General features: G+C 60.0%; 14 protein-coding genes. 8 read left to right on the forward strand and 6 right to left on the reverse strand.

The genetic code is table 11. The features are described 5' to 3' along the window. Nucleotides 1-89 precede the first annotated feature (89 nt). The 3 genes from GSQ82_RS23115 to GSQ82_RS23125 all read right to left on the reverse strand — a co-directional run bounded on the left by GSQ82_RS23115 (nt 90) and on the right by GSQ82_RS23125 (nt 5,234). Entirely contained in the window at nt 90-2,435 is a 2,346-nt protein-coding gene (locus GSQ82_RS23115) for an EAL domain-containing protein (RefSeq protein WP_158794623.1), read from the reverse strand. A 217-nt stretch (nt 2,436-2,652) separates the two neighbouring features. Continuing rightward, nucleotides 2,653-3,639, reverse strand: coding sequence for an alpha/beta hydrolase (locus GSQ82_RS23120; protein ID WP_158794624.1), 987 nt, complete (start codon nt 3,637-3,639; stop codon nt 2,653-2,655). Between the two features lie 122 nt (nt 3,640-3,761). Continuing rightward, nucleotides 3,762-5,234 carry a diguanylate cyclase gene (locus tag GSQ82_RS23125; RefSeq protein ID WP_158794625.1) on the reverse strand — a complete coding sequence of 491 codons (1,473 nt, stop codon included), beginning with the start codon at nt 5,232-5,234 and terminating at the stop codon, nt 3,762-3,764. A gap of 123 nt (nt 5,235-5,357) precedes the next feature. Here GSQ82_RS23125 and GSQ82_RS23130 point away from each other — a divergent pair, with 123 nt between their 5' ends. The 5 genes from GSQ82_RS23130 to pyk all read left to right on the forward strand — a co-directional run bounded on the left by GSQ82_RS23130 (nt 5,358) and on the right by pyk (nt 10,356). Beyond that, a complete protein-coding gene (locus GSQ82_RS23130; protein WP_158794626.1) occupies nt 5,358-6,563 on the forward strand; it encodes a VWA domain-containing protein in 1,206 nt (401 codons plus the stop codon). A gap of 141 nt (nt 6,564-6,704) precedes the next feature. Next, a complete protein-coding gene (locus GSQ82_RS23135) occupies nt 6,705-7,196 on the forward strand; it encodes a thioredoxin family protein (RefSeq protein WP_158794627.1) in 492 nt (163 codons plus the stop codon). Between the two features lie 39 nt (nt 7,197-7,235). Further along, nucleotides 7,236-7,802 carry a thioredoxin family protein gene (locus GSQ82_RS23140; RefSeq protein WP_254061868.1) on the forward strand — a complete coding sequence of 189 codons (567 nt, stop codon included), beginning with the start codon at nt 7,236-7,238 and terminating at the stop codon, nt 7,800-7,802. A 34-nt stretch (nt 7,803-7,836) separates the two neighbouring features. Beyond that, complete coding sequence (locus GSQ82_RS23145; protein ID WP_158794628.1) at nt 7,837-8,727, forward strand: YihY/virulence factor BrkB family protein; 891 nt, start codon at nt 7,837-7,839, stop codon at nt 8,725-8,727. 120 nt (nt 8,728-8,847) lie between these two features. Beyond that, nucleotides 8,848-10,356 carry a pyruvate kinase gene (gene pyk, locus GSQ82_RS23150; protein WP_158794629.1) on the forward strand — a complete coding sequence of 503 codons (1,509 nt, stop codon included), beginning with the start codon at nt 8,848-8,850 and terminating at the stop codon, nt 10,354-10,356. Between the two features lie 92 nt (nt 10,357-10,448). Here pyk and GSQ82_RS23155 read toward each other — a convergent pair whose 3' ends face one another. From GSQ82_RS23155 to GSQ82_RS23165, 3 genes are all read right to left on the reverse strand, one after another. Then, complete coding sequence (locus GSQ82_RS23155) at nt 10,449-10,997, reverse strand: PEP-CTERM sorting domain-containing protein (RefSeq protein ID WP_158794630.1); 549 nt, start codon at nt 10,995-10,997, stop codon at nt 10,449-10,451. A gap of 195 nt (nt 10,998-11,192) precedes the next feature. Continuing rightward, complete coding sequence (locus GSQ82_RS23160; protein WP_158794631.1) at nt 11,193-11,342, reverse strand: hypothetical protein; 150 nt, start codon at nt 11,340-11,342, stop codon at nt 11,193-11,195. A gap of 181 nt (nt 11,343-11,523) precedes the next feature. After that, nucleotides 11,524-12,066, reverse strand: coding sequence for a PEP-CTERM sorting domain-containing protein (locus GSQ82_RS23165; RefSeq protein ID WP_158794632.1), 543 nt, complete (start codon nt 12,064-12,066; stop codon nt 11,524-11,526). 255 nt (nt 12,067-12,321) lie between these two features. Between GSQ82_RS23165 and mutL the strand changes: the two genes are divergently transcribed. From mutL to GSQ82_RS23180, 3 genes are all read left to right on the forward strand, one after another. Beyond that, complete coding sequence (gene mutL, locus GSQ82_RS23170; protein WP_158794633.1) at nt 12,322-14,385, forward strand: DNA mismatch repair endonuclease MutL; 2,064 nt, start codon at nt 12,322-12,324, stop codon at nt 14,383-14,385. A gap of 144 nt (nt 14,386-14,529) precedes the next feature. Beyond that, the gene (locus tag GSQ82_RS23175; protein WP_158794634.1) at nt 14,530-15,174 is read left to right on the forward strand and encodes a PEP-CTERM sorting domain-containing protein; all 645 of its coding nucleotides are present in this window, start codon (nt 14,530-14,532) and stop codon (nt 15,172-15,174) included. Nucleotides 15,175-15,428: 254 nt separating this feature from the next. Continuing rightward, the coding region (locus tag GSQ82_RS23180) for a hypothetical protein (RefSeq protein ID WP_216847163.1) at nt 15,429-16,824 on the forward strand (1,396 nt) is incomplete at its 3' end.

Consider the following 16,824-nt stretch of genomic DNA (forward strand, 5'->3'; position numbering starts at 1 on the left):
TTTGAGACGCGCTCAAATCAATGTGGGCGTGTTTCAAAGTGCAGGCTGTTCCTGTTCTCAGCGCGACGTCCATGTTTCGGCGCCTCGTCCTAACGCACCCAGCCGCTCACCGGTTCGGTAGATCGGACCGATACGAGCTGGCCAAATTTGCGGACGACCTCACAAAACTCCTCGGGTGGAACCGGCCTCCCAACAAAGTTTCCCTGCGCCTCATCGCATTTTCTCCTCAGCAGGAAGCGCATCTCCTCTTCGGTCTCCACGCCCTCGGCAACCACCTTGATATTCAGTCCATGCGACATCGCGATAATGGTTCGCACCACTGCCGCCGCGTTGGCGTCCGTTCCCGCCTTCTTTACAAAGCTTTGATCGATCTTCAACCGATCCACCTGATATTGCAGCAGGTACGAGAAGCTGCAAAATCCTGTGCCGAAGTCATCGATCGAGATTCTCACCCCAAGCTCTCTCATCTTCTGCAGCTTGTCTAGGTTGTCGCCGGAGTTGATCATCAGCATATTCTCGGTGATCTCAATCTGCAGTCTCTCTGCAGGCAACTCGCTCATAGCCAGTGAGCGTTCCACCATCTCCACTAGGTTCTTTTGCTGAAACTGCCGCGGCGACAGATTCACTGAAACCGTCAGTTCCTTGCCTAACTCATCCTGGATAGCCTTCCCCTCGCGGCAGGCTGTCATAAACACCCATTCGCCGATCGGAACAATCAACCCCGTCTCTTCGGCCAGCGGAATGAACTGTGTCGGCGAGATGCTGCCCAGCCGGGGATGCGTCCACCGTAGCAGCGCCTCCATTCCAATCACCGCCCCGGTCGTCAAAGAGATCTGCGGCTGATAGTGCAGGCGAAGCTCCTGGTTGGCGAGCGCATGCCGCAGGGCGTGTTCCATCGTCAGGCGCTCAGCCGTCTCCTTTAACATGCTCTCGCTGAAGATCTGGTACTGGTTGCGTCCATTCTCCTTCGCCGCATACATCGCGGAGTCTGCCCTCTTCAGCAGGTGCTTTGCGTCGCTTGCGAACTCGGGATAGATGCAAACCCCAACACTCGCCGTAATCTGCACCTGATGGCCCTCAATCGAGATCTCCGGCGTCAGCTTCGCCACCAGGCTGGCCGCGCACTGCTCCACATCTTCAATGCTTGTAATGTCAGGCATCACGACGACGAACTCGTCTCCACCCACCCGCGCTACTACATCTGTACTACGCACCGCACGGCTCAGGCGCCTCGCGGCCTCGATGAGAAGCTGATCGCCGGCGGCGTGTCCAAGCGAATCGTTCAGCCGTTTGAAGTGATCCAGGTCGATCATAAACACCGCAACCTTGGTTCCGAGACGACGCGCCAGCTCCACTGCCTGCACCGTCTTATCCTGCATCAACGCGCGTCCCGCCAGGCCCGTAAGCTGGTCGTGGCTTGCCAGGTGAGTCACGTAGTCCAACATCTGTCTGCGTTCGGTGATATCGAACGCAATACCGACGAACCCAGTCATCTCGCCGGCATCCGAGGTCACCGCTCGCATCGCAAGATTGATCGGCGTACGCGCTCCATCTCGCCGGATCAGCGTCCACTCCTGCTCTTCCATCTCACCTGCGGCCGCACCAGCCGTCAGTGCCTGCAGCCCGTACTCTTCCACAGTGGTCGACGGGTCGATCGCGACCGCTCTTCCCAGCAGCTCCCGCTCATCATGCAGTACCGTCAGCGGAACCTTCCCCACCATCTCCTCACGGCTGTACCCTGTCAGCTTCTCCGCCGCCGCGTTCATGGCCGTAATCGTACCGCGCATATCCGTTGCAATAATGCTGAACGGCGCATTCTGAAAGACAGAGTCGTTGAACTCCGCCAGGCGCGCATGGTGTTGTTCTGCCACCTTCGATAAGCTGATATCGCCGCACGTAATCGCCAAGCCGTCCCCCAGCTTCACGATCTGGGTGCGCACCCACGATGCCTTGATGCTTGCATTCTTCACCTGAAACTCTTGATTCAGCGGTTCACCGGTGTGCACAACGGAACATAGTGCGGCGAAGATTGGTCCTGTCGACTTCAGCGGAGTCACCGCGCATACCATCTGCCCAAGCAACTGTGCCCGTGGCCTCCCAAGCAGCTTCTCTGTGTTCGCATTCGCAAAGAGTATGCGGAAGTCGATGATCTTGCCCTCATCATTGCGCACACACTCCACCAGTGAAAATGCGTCCAGGCTCGTCTCCGCAGCTGCCAGAAACTTTGAATGAGCCTCCTGTGCGCCATTTAGCTTCTGTGCTCTGCCATGCTCTCGCCACAGCGCCCACATGGCAGCTGCCAAGCCAGTAAATCCCAATAAAGCGGCGGCCACCGCCCCGGCATGGAGGTCATGGTTTAGCCGTCCAAGCGTCAGGCACACCAGTACCAGCGAGAATCCGGTCATCCAAACCCACGGCCGTGGGGATTCAAACACGAAAACCTTCAAGTAATACCTCAAAATACGTGGTTCGCTTAGCCATAAGATCATTACTGTCAGCTATCTGAACGACGGGAGGAGTCCACTCACTTATAGTGGAAGCGCATCAGTACGGATATTTTTTTATGAAGCGTCTGTTTAGCCTTTGTAGTCCGCTTGTTAATGAAATTGAGTCCATTGCTCATTCGTGCGACGCGCCCTGCTCTTCTCGCGTCTATCTCGTTATTGTCCTCGCTTCGCTGCCGTCACTCTCTTCCTGCGTCATCCATCCGTGCACGGCCATCCAGTTCGCCACCAGTGTCGGATAGATAGCCACCTCCGGAAATCGCTTCATTCCCTGGCCCATGCCTAACCCATGCGTACCGCGTTCAAAGATATGTAGTTCCACCGGCACGCCCACCCGCTTCAGCGCATCGTAGAACGCTGTCGCATTCAGCGAATTTACCGTCTGGTCCGCCGTCGTCGCGAAGATAAAGCATGGCGGCGTAGCCTTCGTTACCTTCTTCACTACGGACACCTGATCCATCATCGCCTGCGTGGGATGCGCTCCCAGCAAGCCCTCCATATTGGTCTTCCGTGGGATCGAATCATCCATCGTGAACCGGCCGTAGGAGACGATCGCGAAGTCCGGCCGGTCGCTCACCCGTTCAATCGGATCCTCGGCCTTTGCCTCTCCGGGATCGTTGACCGTCGCCAGATATCCTGCCAGATTTCCGCCCGCGGAGAATCCCCACAGTCCGATTCTGTTCTTTGCCACGCCAAGCTCTTCCGCATGGCTGCGCACGTAACGCACCGCCCGCGCTCCGTCCAGCATAGGGGAAGGGAAGTGGTATCGCGGCCCGAGCCTGTACTCCAAAACAAACGCCGTTACGCCCCGCGCACTCAGCCACCGGGCCTCTTCGGCCCCCTCTTTCTCCATCGCCAGATGCTCGTACCCGCCGCCCGGCATCACGATCACCGCCGTATGCGTTCCCGAGCCTCCCATGGCCGGATAAGAGAACATCTTCGGCACATCTTCATCTTCCGTGCCACGGGCGTACGGAGCCCCATTGGGCCACAACACCACCGTGCCCGACGAGCCTAGTGGAGGCTTCGCCCGTGTAGCCGCCGCGGCTATCGACGCCGTCGCCGACACGGACGCACAACCTGCACCCAGGCAGGCGAAGAGACAACCCGCCCCCAACCACAGAATCTGTTTCATCGTGCCGCCAGAATACACGCCTCTACATCCAATGTAAGCCCTTTAAATGACAATCGTATCCTCGGAAGACCGCATTGAAGCCTTCGCCGTTCCGAGCGATCATTCCGTTGACTTTAGAAATCCTATGCCGCAGCCCCTGTCGCCTCTGCCCGGTTCCGGCCGAGGTACTTCGCGCGGTACAGCGCATGGTCCGACGCAGCTACCAGGGACACTGCGGCTGCCGCCAACTCGGGGACGACCGCGGCGACTCCCACGCTGATCGTCTGAACTCCGGAGGTATTTCCGCAGTGCGGCAGTCCCATCGCAGCAACTGCCTCGCGAATGTTCTCCGCAACAATCATGGCCTCATTCAGCTCTGTATTCGGCAGAATCACGGCAAACTCCTCGCCGCCAAAGCGCGCTGCCGTATCTGCGCTCCTTTGTAGAGAAGACCCAATCACCTTCGCCAGGCACCGCAGGCATTCATCTCCGCCTACATGCCCGTAGATATCGTTATAGGACTTGAACAGATCCACATCGATCAAAAGCAGCGCCAACGACTCCTGTTCCTCCAACGCCCTCCGCCACTCCTCTTCGAGCTTCTCGTCGAACGCCCGCCTGTTCGCCAGCCCCGTCAGCGAATCGGCGCTGGCCAGCTCCCGATACCGCAACTCGCTTGCCTGCAGCGAGACCTCCAGCGCCTTACGCTCCTCCAGCAGCGCAGCTACCGGAAAGAAAGTAAACAGCGCCACGGCAAGAAATATCTGTTCAATCACAATGCGGTGCGGCAAATTTGTATTTCGAATCAGCATCAGCGGTCCATGGCCCGACACCGTGCAGGAGATCGAAATCAGCGCGATCACGAAGGTAGCCAGCACCGTCCCCGGGAATCCGAGGCGAAACACCACAAACAGGAGTGCAGGGAAGATAAAGAAGATCAGCGGGTCTTTGCTGTCCCGGAACACCATAAAGGTAGCGAGCGCCGGCACCGCCAGGAACAACAGTGTCTTTGGCAACTGGCGGCGCTGCAACATGACAAAGAATCCAGGCCGCTGCAGAATGAACACCAGAGGCGCAATAATCGCCATTCCTAGTACATCGCCCAGGTACCACGTTCGGAACAGCATCCACCACGGTCCGCCATCGACAAACAGCAGCGTCCAACTCGCCCCCAGTGCGCTGGTGACCGCCGTCGCCCCAACCACTGCTATCCCCAGGAACGCTACCAGCTCTTTGCGCCTGGTCAGATGAAACGGGTTACCGAACCACCGCGTCAGCACCAGGGAAGAGCAGATGACCTCGAAAGAGTTCGCCAGCGAAACCCCGAATGCGAGCTTTAGCGGATCCCCGTAGATCACATCCGCCAGCGTATCGGCCACGATCCCTGCAATAAAGTAATGAATCCACACCTTGCGTGATTTGCGGATCACAAGCGCGAACAGTAGCCCGTTGGTAAACCAGATCGTGGCCACGCCCTCGGACTGTCGAGAAAGAACGATTCCGAGCCACGAGAACAGGAGCAGTACAACGAACGTCCCGGCCAGATGCGGCCACTGGACGAATTCCTGCTGCAGGCTGTCCTCCGACGCCGCATCGCTGCTCTTGTTTATGTCCATTGCACACTTGTACCAGCATTTTTCTTGTTGCCAGCATTCTGCAACAGAAACACCCTCATGTCGATGATTTCTAATTTTAGCTCGCCTTTGAAACCCCCCATCGCCGACCTCGTCTAACCAGTCATGAACGCCCCCAGCTCTGTCCGGCCTCTCCTGCTCGCCGGCCTCCTCACCGCCCTTGCGCCTTGTCTCTCTGCTCAACCCTTCTCTGCCCAGCAAAGCGCAGCACCCGCGCCTGCCTCATCCCAGCCTCCAGCCTCCAGCCAGACCCCCGCTCCATCCTCCAACGTCTCCACCCTCTCGGTCGACGCCCGTCTCGTCAACCTGCCCGTCGTCGTCCGCGATAAGAAGGGCGCTCTTATCCAGAACCTCACCAAGGCCGACTTCGTTCTACAGGTGGACAGCAAGCCCCAGACCATCCGCTACTTCGATAAAGACACCGACCTCCCTCTCACCCTCGGCCTGCTCGTCGACACCAGCCTCTCCCAGCGCAAGGTCCTCGACGAGGAGCGCACCGCCAGCAGCACCTTCCTGGACCAGATGCTCACCACGCCCAAAGATCAGGCCTTCATCGCCCAGTTCGCCCATCAGACCGAGCTTCTTCAGGACCTTACCCCCTCTCGGCCCCTGCTTCAGGCCGCGCTCAAGGAGATCGACACCCCCAGCGACTCCGACTCCACCGACAGCGGCAGCGGTCATCGTCACGGCGGCACAACCCTCTACGACGCCCTCTTCCTCACCTCCGACGAGATCATGAGCAAGCGCACCGGTCGCAAAGCCGTCATCATCCTCTCCGACGGCGTCGACAGCGGCAGCCGCGAGAACCTCGTCAAATCCATCGAGACCGCCCAGCGCGCCGACACCATCATCTATGCCATCTACTTCAAGGGCGAAGAGTCCCATCCCGCCAACAACAACCAGCAGCGCAGCCGAGGCGGTTATCCCGGAGGAGGTTATCCCGGCGGCGGTTATCCCGGCGGCGGATACCCTGGGGGTGGTTATCCTGGCGGCGGCTACCCCGGCGGCCGTGGAGGCTATCCCGGCGGAAACAATCCCGGCAACAACACCCCCAGCGGTCCACGCACCGACGGCAAGAAGATCCTCGAGCGCATGGCCCAGGAGACCGGCGGACGCTTCTTCGAGGTCAAAAAGAACGAAGACGTAGCCCAGATCTACAACCAGATAGCCGAAGAACTCCGCTCACAGTACCGTCTCGGCTATACCCCCAGCCAGGACGCCTCCGCCGACGGCTACCACCAGGTCGACCTCTCCGTGAAACAGAAGGGCCTGCTGGTCCAAACCCGCGACGGCTACTACACCGGCAAGTAGCGACCCGTCACCATCATGATGGCCACACGCAAGATACTTTGCGTCGTGCCGCGATCTTCGTGCATCATCGTTAGTGTCCGCTTCTTTCAAGGGCACGCTATCCGTCTCTCGATACACCGGCATAAGGTTAATCCGATCACTATGAAACTCCAGGTCGTTACACTTCGTTCCGCACTCCTCCTCGCCGCAGCCTTCTCCCTCTCGCTTCTGCCCCTCGTAGAGGCCAGCGCGCAGTCCACCTTCCACGTCAACAAAGACCTCTACTCCGACACCTCGAGTCCAGCCGCAGACATCTCTTCCGCCCTCGTCCGCGCGCGCAGCGAGCATAAACGCGTCCTGCTCGACTTCGGGGGCAACTGGTGCGGCGACTGCCAGGTTCTCGACTTCTACTACCACCAAAGCCCCAACGCCGAGATCATCGCGAAACACTACATTCTCGTCCACATCAACATCGGCCACATGGACAAGAACCTCGACATCGCCCAGAAGTATCAAGTCCCCATCACCAAAGGCGTGCCCGCGCTGGCTGTGATCGACGCTCATGGTAGGCTCCTCTACTCCGAGCGCCCCAAGGAGTTCGAACGTCCCACCCCGGAGGCCATCACCGCGCTCCTCAAGCGCTGGAAGGCCTGACCGCAGTTCGTCCCACTCATCTCTAGGAAGGTCTCAACCATGCATGTGACCGCCCCTTCGAATCGCCGGACTCCGATCTTCCTTACCCTCTCCCTCGCCGCCTCCACCTCTCTCATGACCGGCTGCAAGAACAAACAACCCAGCCCTGAAGCTGCGCCGCCCTTCGCCGCAACACCACCTGCGCGCCAGCCTGTAACCCCTGTCCCAGCCGTCAAGAAACACCTCTATCCCACAGATGTTGACGCCAAAACCGAGATCGCCGCAGCTCTCAAACAAGCCAGACACGAACACAAACGTGTCATCCTCAGCTTCGGCGGCGACTGGTGCGGTGACTGCCAGGTCCTCGACATCTACTTCCACCAAAGCCCCAACGACCAGCTCCTCGCCAACAACTTCCTCGTCGTCCACGTCGACATCGGCCACTTCGACAAAAACGCTGACATCGCTGAAACGTACAAGGTTCCCCTCAAGCAGGGCGTCCCAGCCCTCGCAGTTCTCGACGCCACCGGCAAGCTGCTCTACTCCCAGACGACCGGCGAGTTCGGGGACATGCGCTACATTCACGCATCCTCTGTCACCGACTTCCTCACCCGGTGGAAGGCCTAATCTGACGCCGCCCGCCCGCCTGCGGACCGTTCTCATGCGAAGGCTCGCGCGCCTTCCCAGAGTCATCCACGGCACCTTCGTCCGCGCCATGCAGCACGACTGCCTCAACCTCGCCCAGTCCACCGCCTACTCCGCCATGGTGTCGCTCTTCCCGATGCTCATCGTCGCCGCAGCCGTCGTCAGCCTCCTGCCCGACACCGCGCCTCTTCGCTTCCAGCTCTCGTCCTTCTTCGACCGCATCCTCCCCCCCGACGTCAGCCCCCTCCTCGAGAGCTACTTCGTCACCTCGGCCCATACCGTCCGCTCCAACCACGCCCTCAGCCTCTCCGCCCTCGTCAGCCTCCTGGGAGCCTCCAGCGTCATCGCCACGCTCATGGAAGGTGTCCGCCGTGCCAACGACCTCCCCGCCGACTGCTGGACCTTCCTCCAGCGCCGCCGGCGCGCCCTCCTTCTCGTCCCTCTCTCTCTCATCCCCTTCGCCCTCGCTAGTCTCCTCGTCGTCTTCGGTCACTTCATCACCCTTTGGCTCGCCCTGCACGTCATGGTCTCCGCCCGTACCCCCGTCTACCTCTTCGCCCTGCTCGTCCGCTGGGTCGTCGCCCTCGCCGGCAGCATAGGCATTACCGCGGTCATCTATCACATGGGCACCCCAATGCAACAATCGTGGAAGCGCACCCTCCCCGGAGCCGTCGCCTCCACCTTCATGTGGTTTATCGCCACCCTCGTCTTCGGCTGGTACGTTACCCGCTTCGCCAACTACTCCCAGGTCTACGGCTCACTGGGCGCCGGCATCGCGCTCCTCTTCTGGCTCTATATCATCTCTCTCAGCGTCCTCTGGGGGGCGGAGTTCAACTCCGAGTTTCACGCACGCTTTTTCTCGCATCATTCCGAGCACTTACCCCCAAACAACTCCGCGCACAGTTAGAATTGCGACGGAAGCAAAACTCACTGGTCATACCATCCCAATCCACGATGGTGAGAAAGTACCCGCAAGCGACTCATGACGACCTCAAAGACCCTGAAGCCCCGGAACACCCCAAGCCCTATGCCGACTGATATCCCTTTTCTCTCCCAGGAGCGTACCCGCCGAGCCAAGATCGTCGCCACCCTCGGCCCTGCCTCCAGTACTCCCGAGGTCTTCCGCCAGCTCGTCCGCGCTGGCCTCGACGTTGCCCGCCTCAACTTCTCCCACGGCAGTCACGCCCAAAAGGCCGAGCTGATCAAGATGGTCCGCACCGTCGCCAAGGAGGAGGGCAAGCCCATCTGCATCCTCGCCGACCTTCAGGGGCCGAAGATCCGCACCGGCAAACTCAAAGGACATAAACCCGTTCAGCTTGTTGCGGGTAAACGTCTCACCATCACCCCCCGCGAGATCGAAGGCACCGCCGCCATCGTCGGCACTACCTTCAAGACACTCGCCGAAAACCTCGAGCCCGGCTCCCGCATCCTGCTCTCCGACGGACTCATCGAGCTGCGCGTTGAGATCGTCAAAGGCGTCGATGTCATCTGCGAGATCGTCAACGGCGGCATGCTCGGAGAAAACAAGGGCATCAACCTTCCGGGCATCGCCGTCAACGTCCCCTCCCTCACCGAAAAGGACGAAGAGGACCTCATCTTCGCCATCGGCCAGGGCGTAGACACTGTCGCCGTCTCCTTTGTCCGCACTGCGGACGATATCCGCCACGTCAAGAACCGTCTCGCCGCCCTCAAGTCCGACGCCTGGATCATCGCCAAGCTCGAAAAGCCCCAGGCCATCGAGCACCTCGACAGCATCCTAGAGATCACCGATGCGATCATGGTCGCTCGCGGCGATCTCGGCGTGGAAGTCCCGCCCGAAAAAGTCCCTGCCATCCAGAAGCACATCATCCGCCGCGCCGCCGAGTATCGCAAACCCGTCATCACCGCCACGCAGATGCTCGAATCCATGATCGAGAATCCGCGCCCCACCCGCGCCGAGGCCTCCGACGTCGCCAACGCCATCTACGACGGCACAGACTCCGTTATGCTCTCCGCCGAGTCAGCCGCAGGCAAGTACCCCGTCGAATCCGTTGCCATGATGGCAAAGATCATCACCGAGACCGAACATCAGATCCGCATCGACCCACCGCCTGCTCTCGGCCATCACCCCAGCGTTCGCCTCTCCATCGCCGAGACCATCTGCGAGTGTATGTCCCACGCAGCAGACGACCTCGACGTCGCCGCCATCGCTATCTTCACCGAGACCGGAACCACCGCCCGCCTCCTCTCCAAGTACCACCCCGATCCACCCATCTTCGCGCTCTCTCCCTTCGAAAAAGTCATCAATCGCTCGATGCTTCTTTGGGGCACCTACCCCATCCTCTGCGACCGCTTCCGCGACACCGACAAACTCGTCGAGATGGCCGAGGTTCTCCTCGAAACGCACGGCCACGTTCATCAACGTCAGATCGTAGGTATCGTCGCCGGGACACGCACCAAATCCGGAGCCACCAACTTCATGCGACTCCACATGGTAGGCGACCGCGACACCACTGCCACGAAGTCAAAGAAGAAAGCAGTAAAGAAAAAGAAATAGATCTACTCGCAGTCTTTCCCATACTCGCAAACAAACAAAAGCCGCCTCGATCAAGAGGCGGCTTTTGTTTCACATAACATTACAAACTGTCCTTATGCAAGCACGCGACGCTTGATCGCACCGGCGGCTCCCAGAATTCCTGTGCCCAGCAGCATCAGGCTGCTTGGCTCAGGTACCGGCGAAGGCGACGACGGATCCTTGGTTACATCCACACAGTCTGCTTCGACGATCTGGAGAGGAATGCCGGCAAAGCCAACCTTCGCTTCGTTAAACCAGCCGTCCGACAGGTTGAGGTCCAGTCCATCGGCGAGCGAGAAGGACACTCCCTTGGAATCGAAGAAGTCGGAGTTATCGAATCCCGTCCCAGGAAAGTCCATCTTGTTGTCGTTGCTATCGAACTTCCCAGGCGCAAGAACAGAGGTGAAGTTCGTTGTGCCGAGCGAGCTCCAGACGGAACCGGTGACATCGGTGCCCGAGGTGATCGTGTACATGTCGGTCTTACCAACTTCGGTCGCCTGGAACGTTCCCGATCCCGAAAAACCAACTCCGGAGAACGAGAAGCTAAAGGTATCGGCCATGGCAGAGGAGGAAGGAAGAAGTGCCAGAGAGAGCGCACCAAGGGCAAGAGCAAAATATTTCATAGGACTCCTTAAGGTGAAGCAAGTAGGGACTCGCACAAGTCATATGCACCTTGGCTGCCAAACTCAATTTCACGAATAAAGCCCATAAAACGCTGCATATCACACTCATCCCCGCTTTCCTTGCGGACAGTGTGAAAAAAAATGCTCAATGCACATCCATCACTTTTCTCTCGTAACCTCTCGAAGCTCTTGCCGTTAGCTCCGTTTGAAGTACTGAATCGCCCGTTCGTGTTCCTCTGCCTTCTCCCGCGAAGCAAACGTCCCCAAATTCTTGCGCTTTCCCGTCTTCGGATCCTGGTGGCGCGAATAGATGCGGAACTCCCCCGTCTTCAGTTTACGGATCATGATCGTTCTCCTTAGCCCTAGGATGCTCCGGAGCCGATCCGTGTCTGTCCGGTATCGAAGAGTCCATCACCTGCCCTGACATACGCATTAAAGGAAGTAAGCCTTACGCAAAAAAAACAGGCGGGCCTCATGAAGAGCACCCGCCAGAGTTTTGCAATCCCACAGTTTCTATCTGAGAAGTTTAGAGAGCGAGTCTACGCCGAACCAATCCGACCATACCGAGCAACCCAGTTCCCAGTAGCACCATAGACTCAGGCTCCGGAACAGGCGACGATTCAGGCGCAATCGAAATATCGATGCTTTGAACCACTTCATTGCCGTTAACCCGCAACAGGTCAACCCCATCGTTTGTTCCGACACTGAACAAGTTTAAAAGCGCCCCATTGTTCAGCTCATACGAGAGTCCTGACACGTCGAGCGAATACGTATCGTCCGAAGGAGTGAAAAAGAGCAGGTTGTCGTTAGCGGCGCCCTCGGGAAATGTTCCCGGAGCAAGCAGGGAAGTGATCTTCCTGTCAGTGCCGTCTCCCGTATCTGTCGTGCCGCTGATGCTGTCGATAAGATACTCATCGGTTCCAACTGAAGTTGCCGTAAAACTTCCCGAACCTGAAATGTTTTTCGTGCTCGTGAAGCTGAAATCAAACGTGACGGTATCGGCCAAAGCGGAGGTGGTTCCAACTCCAGCAAGAACCAGGCTGCAAAGCGCAAGGGTCAAACGGGTCATAAATCTCCTGTTAATACTGAGGTTTTACTGAACCTCTACGAGCACTTAGGTAACCAATCGCTATCTCCCATAAAATCCGGCGAATTGGCCAAACTGTTACACAAGAACATGCAGCAACTTGCGTACAAATCGTGAAGACTTTTCGCTCTCAAATCCGCAGCCCAATACTCCCGACGTAGCAATCCTTACCTGCAGAACACCCCATCGGTAACCACGCTCCTCACACTTAATCTGCTCCCCTCGTACAATCGACTCATGGGCCGTATTCGCATCCTCTCCGACCTCGTGGCGAACCAGATCGCCGCCGGCGAAGTCGTCGAGCGCCCCGCCTCCGTCGTCAAAGAGCTCCTCGAAAACTCACTCGACGCAGGCGCCACCCGCATCCGCATCGAGGTCGAAGCCGGAGGTCGCAAGCTCATCCGCATCACCGACAACGGCCACGGCATGGTCCGTGACGACGCCCTCCTGGCCTTCGAACGCCACGCCACCTCCAAACTCCGCACCTCCGACGATCTCCTCTCCATCTCCACCCTCGGCTTCCGCGGCGAGGCCCTCCCCTCCATCGCCAGCGTCTCGCGCCTCACCCTCGAAACCCGTGCCAGCGCCGCCGCAGACGGCAAGCCCCAAGAAGCCGGCACCCTCGTAGAGATCGCCGGTGGCAACATCCTCCGCGTCGAAGACGCAGGCCTCCCCGTCGGCACCACCATCACCCTCCGAGACCTCTTCTTCAACACCCCGGCCCGCCGCAAGTTCCTCAAGTCCGAGCCCACCGAACTCTCCCACATCGCCGCGCTCGTCACCCACTACGCCCTCGTCCATCCCACCCGGCACTTCGAGCTTCACTCCGCCACCCAGGCCCTCCTCGTCGCTCCAGCCGTAGCCAACGCAGCCGACCGCCTCTTCCAGATCTTCGGCAAAGACACCACCAGCTACATGCTCCCCACCGCAGCTGAGATCGACTTCACCCGCGCCGGCCTGCCCGAGCCGCCACCCTGGAAGCGCGAAGCCGACTACGCTCCGCCCGAACCCGGCTTCCTCCGTCTCACCGGTTTCGTCTCCAAGCCCGAGCTGCAGAAGCTCAACCGCAACTCCATCTACGTCTTCGTCAATCAGCGCCTCATCCGCGACAAGCTCATCCTCCACGCGCTCTCCGAGGCCTATCGCAACATCCTTCCCCCGACGTCCTTCCCCGTCGTCCTCCTCTACCTCGAGATGCCCCCTCAAGAGGTCGACGTCAACGTCCACCCCGCCAAAACCGAAGTTCGCTTCCGTCAGCCCAGCTTCGTCCACGACTTCGTCCGCGACACCATTCGCACCACCCTCATGCAGGCCCGTCCCGCCGCCAGCTTCGCCACCGCCCTGCAGAACGGTCCCCACGGAGCCTCAAGCTCTCTCCTCCTCGACGTAAGCCCGCTCCCCGGGGCACCCGACCCCCCACTATTCAACCCAACCAACGACCCCAGCACTTTCTCAAACGGCCCCGTTGATGGAAGTCGTCATTCGGAGCGCAGCGAAGAACCCCTGTATTTTTCCCAATCCGAGCCGTACCATCCCTCGGACGCCGAACCCTTCCACGTAAAATCCCCCACGTTCGAGCTCGCCGCCCCCATCGTCCCGCCATCCCCCGGCCGCTTCGCCTTCTCCGGCCACTCCATCCCCGTAGGCTACGACCGCACGGAATCCAGCTTCGATTCCGCAGAGAGCGGAGCTGCCCCTCAACAAGCCGACACCCTCACCGCCCTCTCCACCCTCAAGCCCCTCGGCCAGCTACGCGACTCCTTCATCCTCGCCACCAACGAAGAGGGCCTCTGGATCATCGACCAGCACGTAGCCCACGAGCGCATCCTCTTTGAAAAAGTTCTCCGCGAACGCGACACCGAACAAGTCCAGCGCCAGCGCCTCCTCATACCCATGCTCGTCGATCTCCTTCCCGCCCAGATGATCACCTTCGCCGAGCTCGCCGACGAACTCGAACGCAACGGCTTCGAGGTCGAACCCTTCGGCCCCCGCACCCTCGCCGTCAAAGCCGCCCCCGCCGGTCTCGAAGGCCACGAGCTCGAGCAGATGCTCGAAGAGGTTCTCGCCATCCCCGACCGCAACCGCCAGACCGAGAACGCCGAAGCCCGCCGCCGCCGCATCGCCGCCAGCATCGCCTGCCACGCCGCCATCAAGATCAACCAGCCCCTCGAACCCTCCAAGATCACCTGGCTCCTCGACGCCCTCAGCAAGACCGAGCACCCCACCGCCTGCCCCCACGGCCGCCCTATCGCCCTCCGCTACTCCCACAAAGACATCGCCAAAGCCTTCCAGCGGATCTAACCTCTCTCAAAAAACTTCAACAAAAAGCCGCACACGCCCACCACCGCAACTTGGAATGCGCTATGCTGACCTCGGAAAACGTCGCAGCGAGACAGATTCCATGGGTCCCTGTTCTACAAAGCAGTTTGCGTCCCTGGAGGTCTTATGCGCCCATCTCTCCGCTTAGCCTTGTACCTCGCGCTGATATCTCTCTTCGGCTCGTCTCTCGTCTTCGCCGACGTCATCACTCTTTCGATCTCCCAGGTTGCGACGGGAACCCTCGGTAGTCAGTCTTTCACCAACCAGCTTGTAACTGTTACCGGAACATTTACCACCGAAGAGTTCGTGGCTTGCCAGAGCGAATACAGCGACTTCAGTTGCAGCGTAGCACCCGGCGAATTTCTTATAAGTGACGGCGCCGGACTGATCAGTACCATCAGCGTAGGCGGCATCGGCACAGTCATCGCCGACAGCGCAGATTACTTCAGCTTCGACTACGCAGGCGGTGACCTGGCAAATATCGATATCATTTTCTGGAGTGATAGCGGAGGAGAACTGGCCCTGCCAAATCCAGCCATCGGCGATTCGTGTATCGGTGCATCGGATGGTGGAGTATATGACTGTCCTGTCTCTGCCTCGACGGAAGCGGGACCCCTGTCTATCACCTCCTACGCCGACACCTATTCGACCTCTGTTCAAATCATCGGAGACTCGTCCGTCCCCGAACCCTCTTCGCTCACCCTGCTTGCCACCGGTGTTCTCGGCATGTCGGAACTGGTACGCCGCCGCCTGCGTCCGCTTGGGAGATAAACCTCCCCGCCCACGCAGTTCTTGAAGCGTCCACGCAGGCTCAGGCGAGGGCGCGACCTCTTTACTTTCATCCGCAGCGAAAGTATCCCGCAGGCCACCCGCACTTTGCGGTATCCTTGTAATTGACGTGCAGCGGACCATTTGACCGAACATCAGTCGCGCGCCGCTCCCATCGATTCAAAGACCGTCCTTCGGCCCAGGCCGAAGATTGCTGTAGTGCGTAGCATCGATTCGCCCAGCAGGAAGGCAACACCTTGAGCAACCTAAGCACCCCCACGGCCGATCAACTCGCCGCCGCCCGACTCAGCCATTGGCATCAAAACGCCGAGCCCATCCTCACCATCAACATGCTCCGCGACTGGCTCAACGCCTCTGGCCTCGTCTTCTTCACGCCTCGCGCCGCCCAGCTGCCGTCCCCGGCGCCCTCCTTCGTCGAAGCCATCCTCGGCACGCCCAACGCTGCTCCCACCCTGGCCGACACCGATCAGTCCCGCACCCTCCTCTCACGCCTCATCCTCGACGGCGGAGCCATTCCCCTCAACCTCCTCGGCTCGCCCACCGGCACCGGCAGCGAGACCCCCGACTTCATCGTCTCTCCCCTCGCCTTCCCCTACGTCTTCACCCTCCGTGGCGACAAAGCCTGGAAGCAGCCCCCCACCACCAGCGGCGCCACCAAGGTCTCCCCGCTCGCCCTCAACACCTACACCCTCCTCGCCGAGCGTGCCAAAGACCACGCTACCGGCATGAGCTCCTACGACCTCACCACCCAGCTCGGCAAAGAGGTCACCGAGACCGCCGTCCTTCGCGCCCTCACCGAACTCTGGCAGCACCTCCGCGCTCTGCCCGTGCCCCAGCCCGACGGCGCCTCCACCCTCTGGGAGCTCACCACCACGCGCTTCACCAAGCAGATCAAAGCCGGAGCCAACGCCGGCCAGCCCACCGCGCTCTCTGCCCTCATCTCCCTCTATCTCGGCCAGGCCATCGTCGCCTCCGAAGAAGACATCGAGACATTCCTCTCCCCCATCGCCGCCCGTTCGCGCATCCGGGACGTGGTCCACGCGCTGATGTCCGCCCGCCAGCTAGAAACTGTAGCCGTTGAAGGCCGCACTGTCCTTCACGTCGCCGGTGAACTCCCCGCCTTCCTCGCCATCGAGGATCCGGAATCCGACGACATCGACTCTCTCGTCGTCACCACTGAAGGCGAAAGCGCCGAAGCCACAGGCGACACCCCCCGCATCACCAAGTTCATCCCCAAGCCCCGCAAGGTCGGCACCGGATTTGTAACCAAACCTGGTCGCAGTTCAGAAGACCGCCCCACCACCCGCGAACGCCGCCCCTTCACCCGCGAATCCAACCGCCCCGACCGTCCCAGCTTCACCAAGCCCTGGGAGGAAGAGAAGGCCGACCGAGCCGCCGCAGCCGCGCTAAACCCATCCGGCGAGCAGGAAGGCTCCGAAGGCGCCGCTCCCCGAACATACGACCGCAAGCCCAGCTACGCAGCCAAGCGCCCCAGCTTCGGCTCGAAACCCAGCTTCGGCAGCAAACCGCGCTTCGGTAGCGACCGCCCCTCCTTCAGCAAAGACCGTTCCTCCGGCGGCGACCGTCCCCCCTTCCGTCGCAGCGAAGGCTCCGGCGATTCCCCCCCCCCCC

The sequence above is a fragment of the Granulicella sp. L60 genome (assembly GCF_009765825.1).
Taxonomy (GTDB): domain Bacteria; phylum Acidobacteriota; class Terriglobia; order Terriglobales; family Acidobacteriaceae; genus Edaphobacter.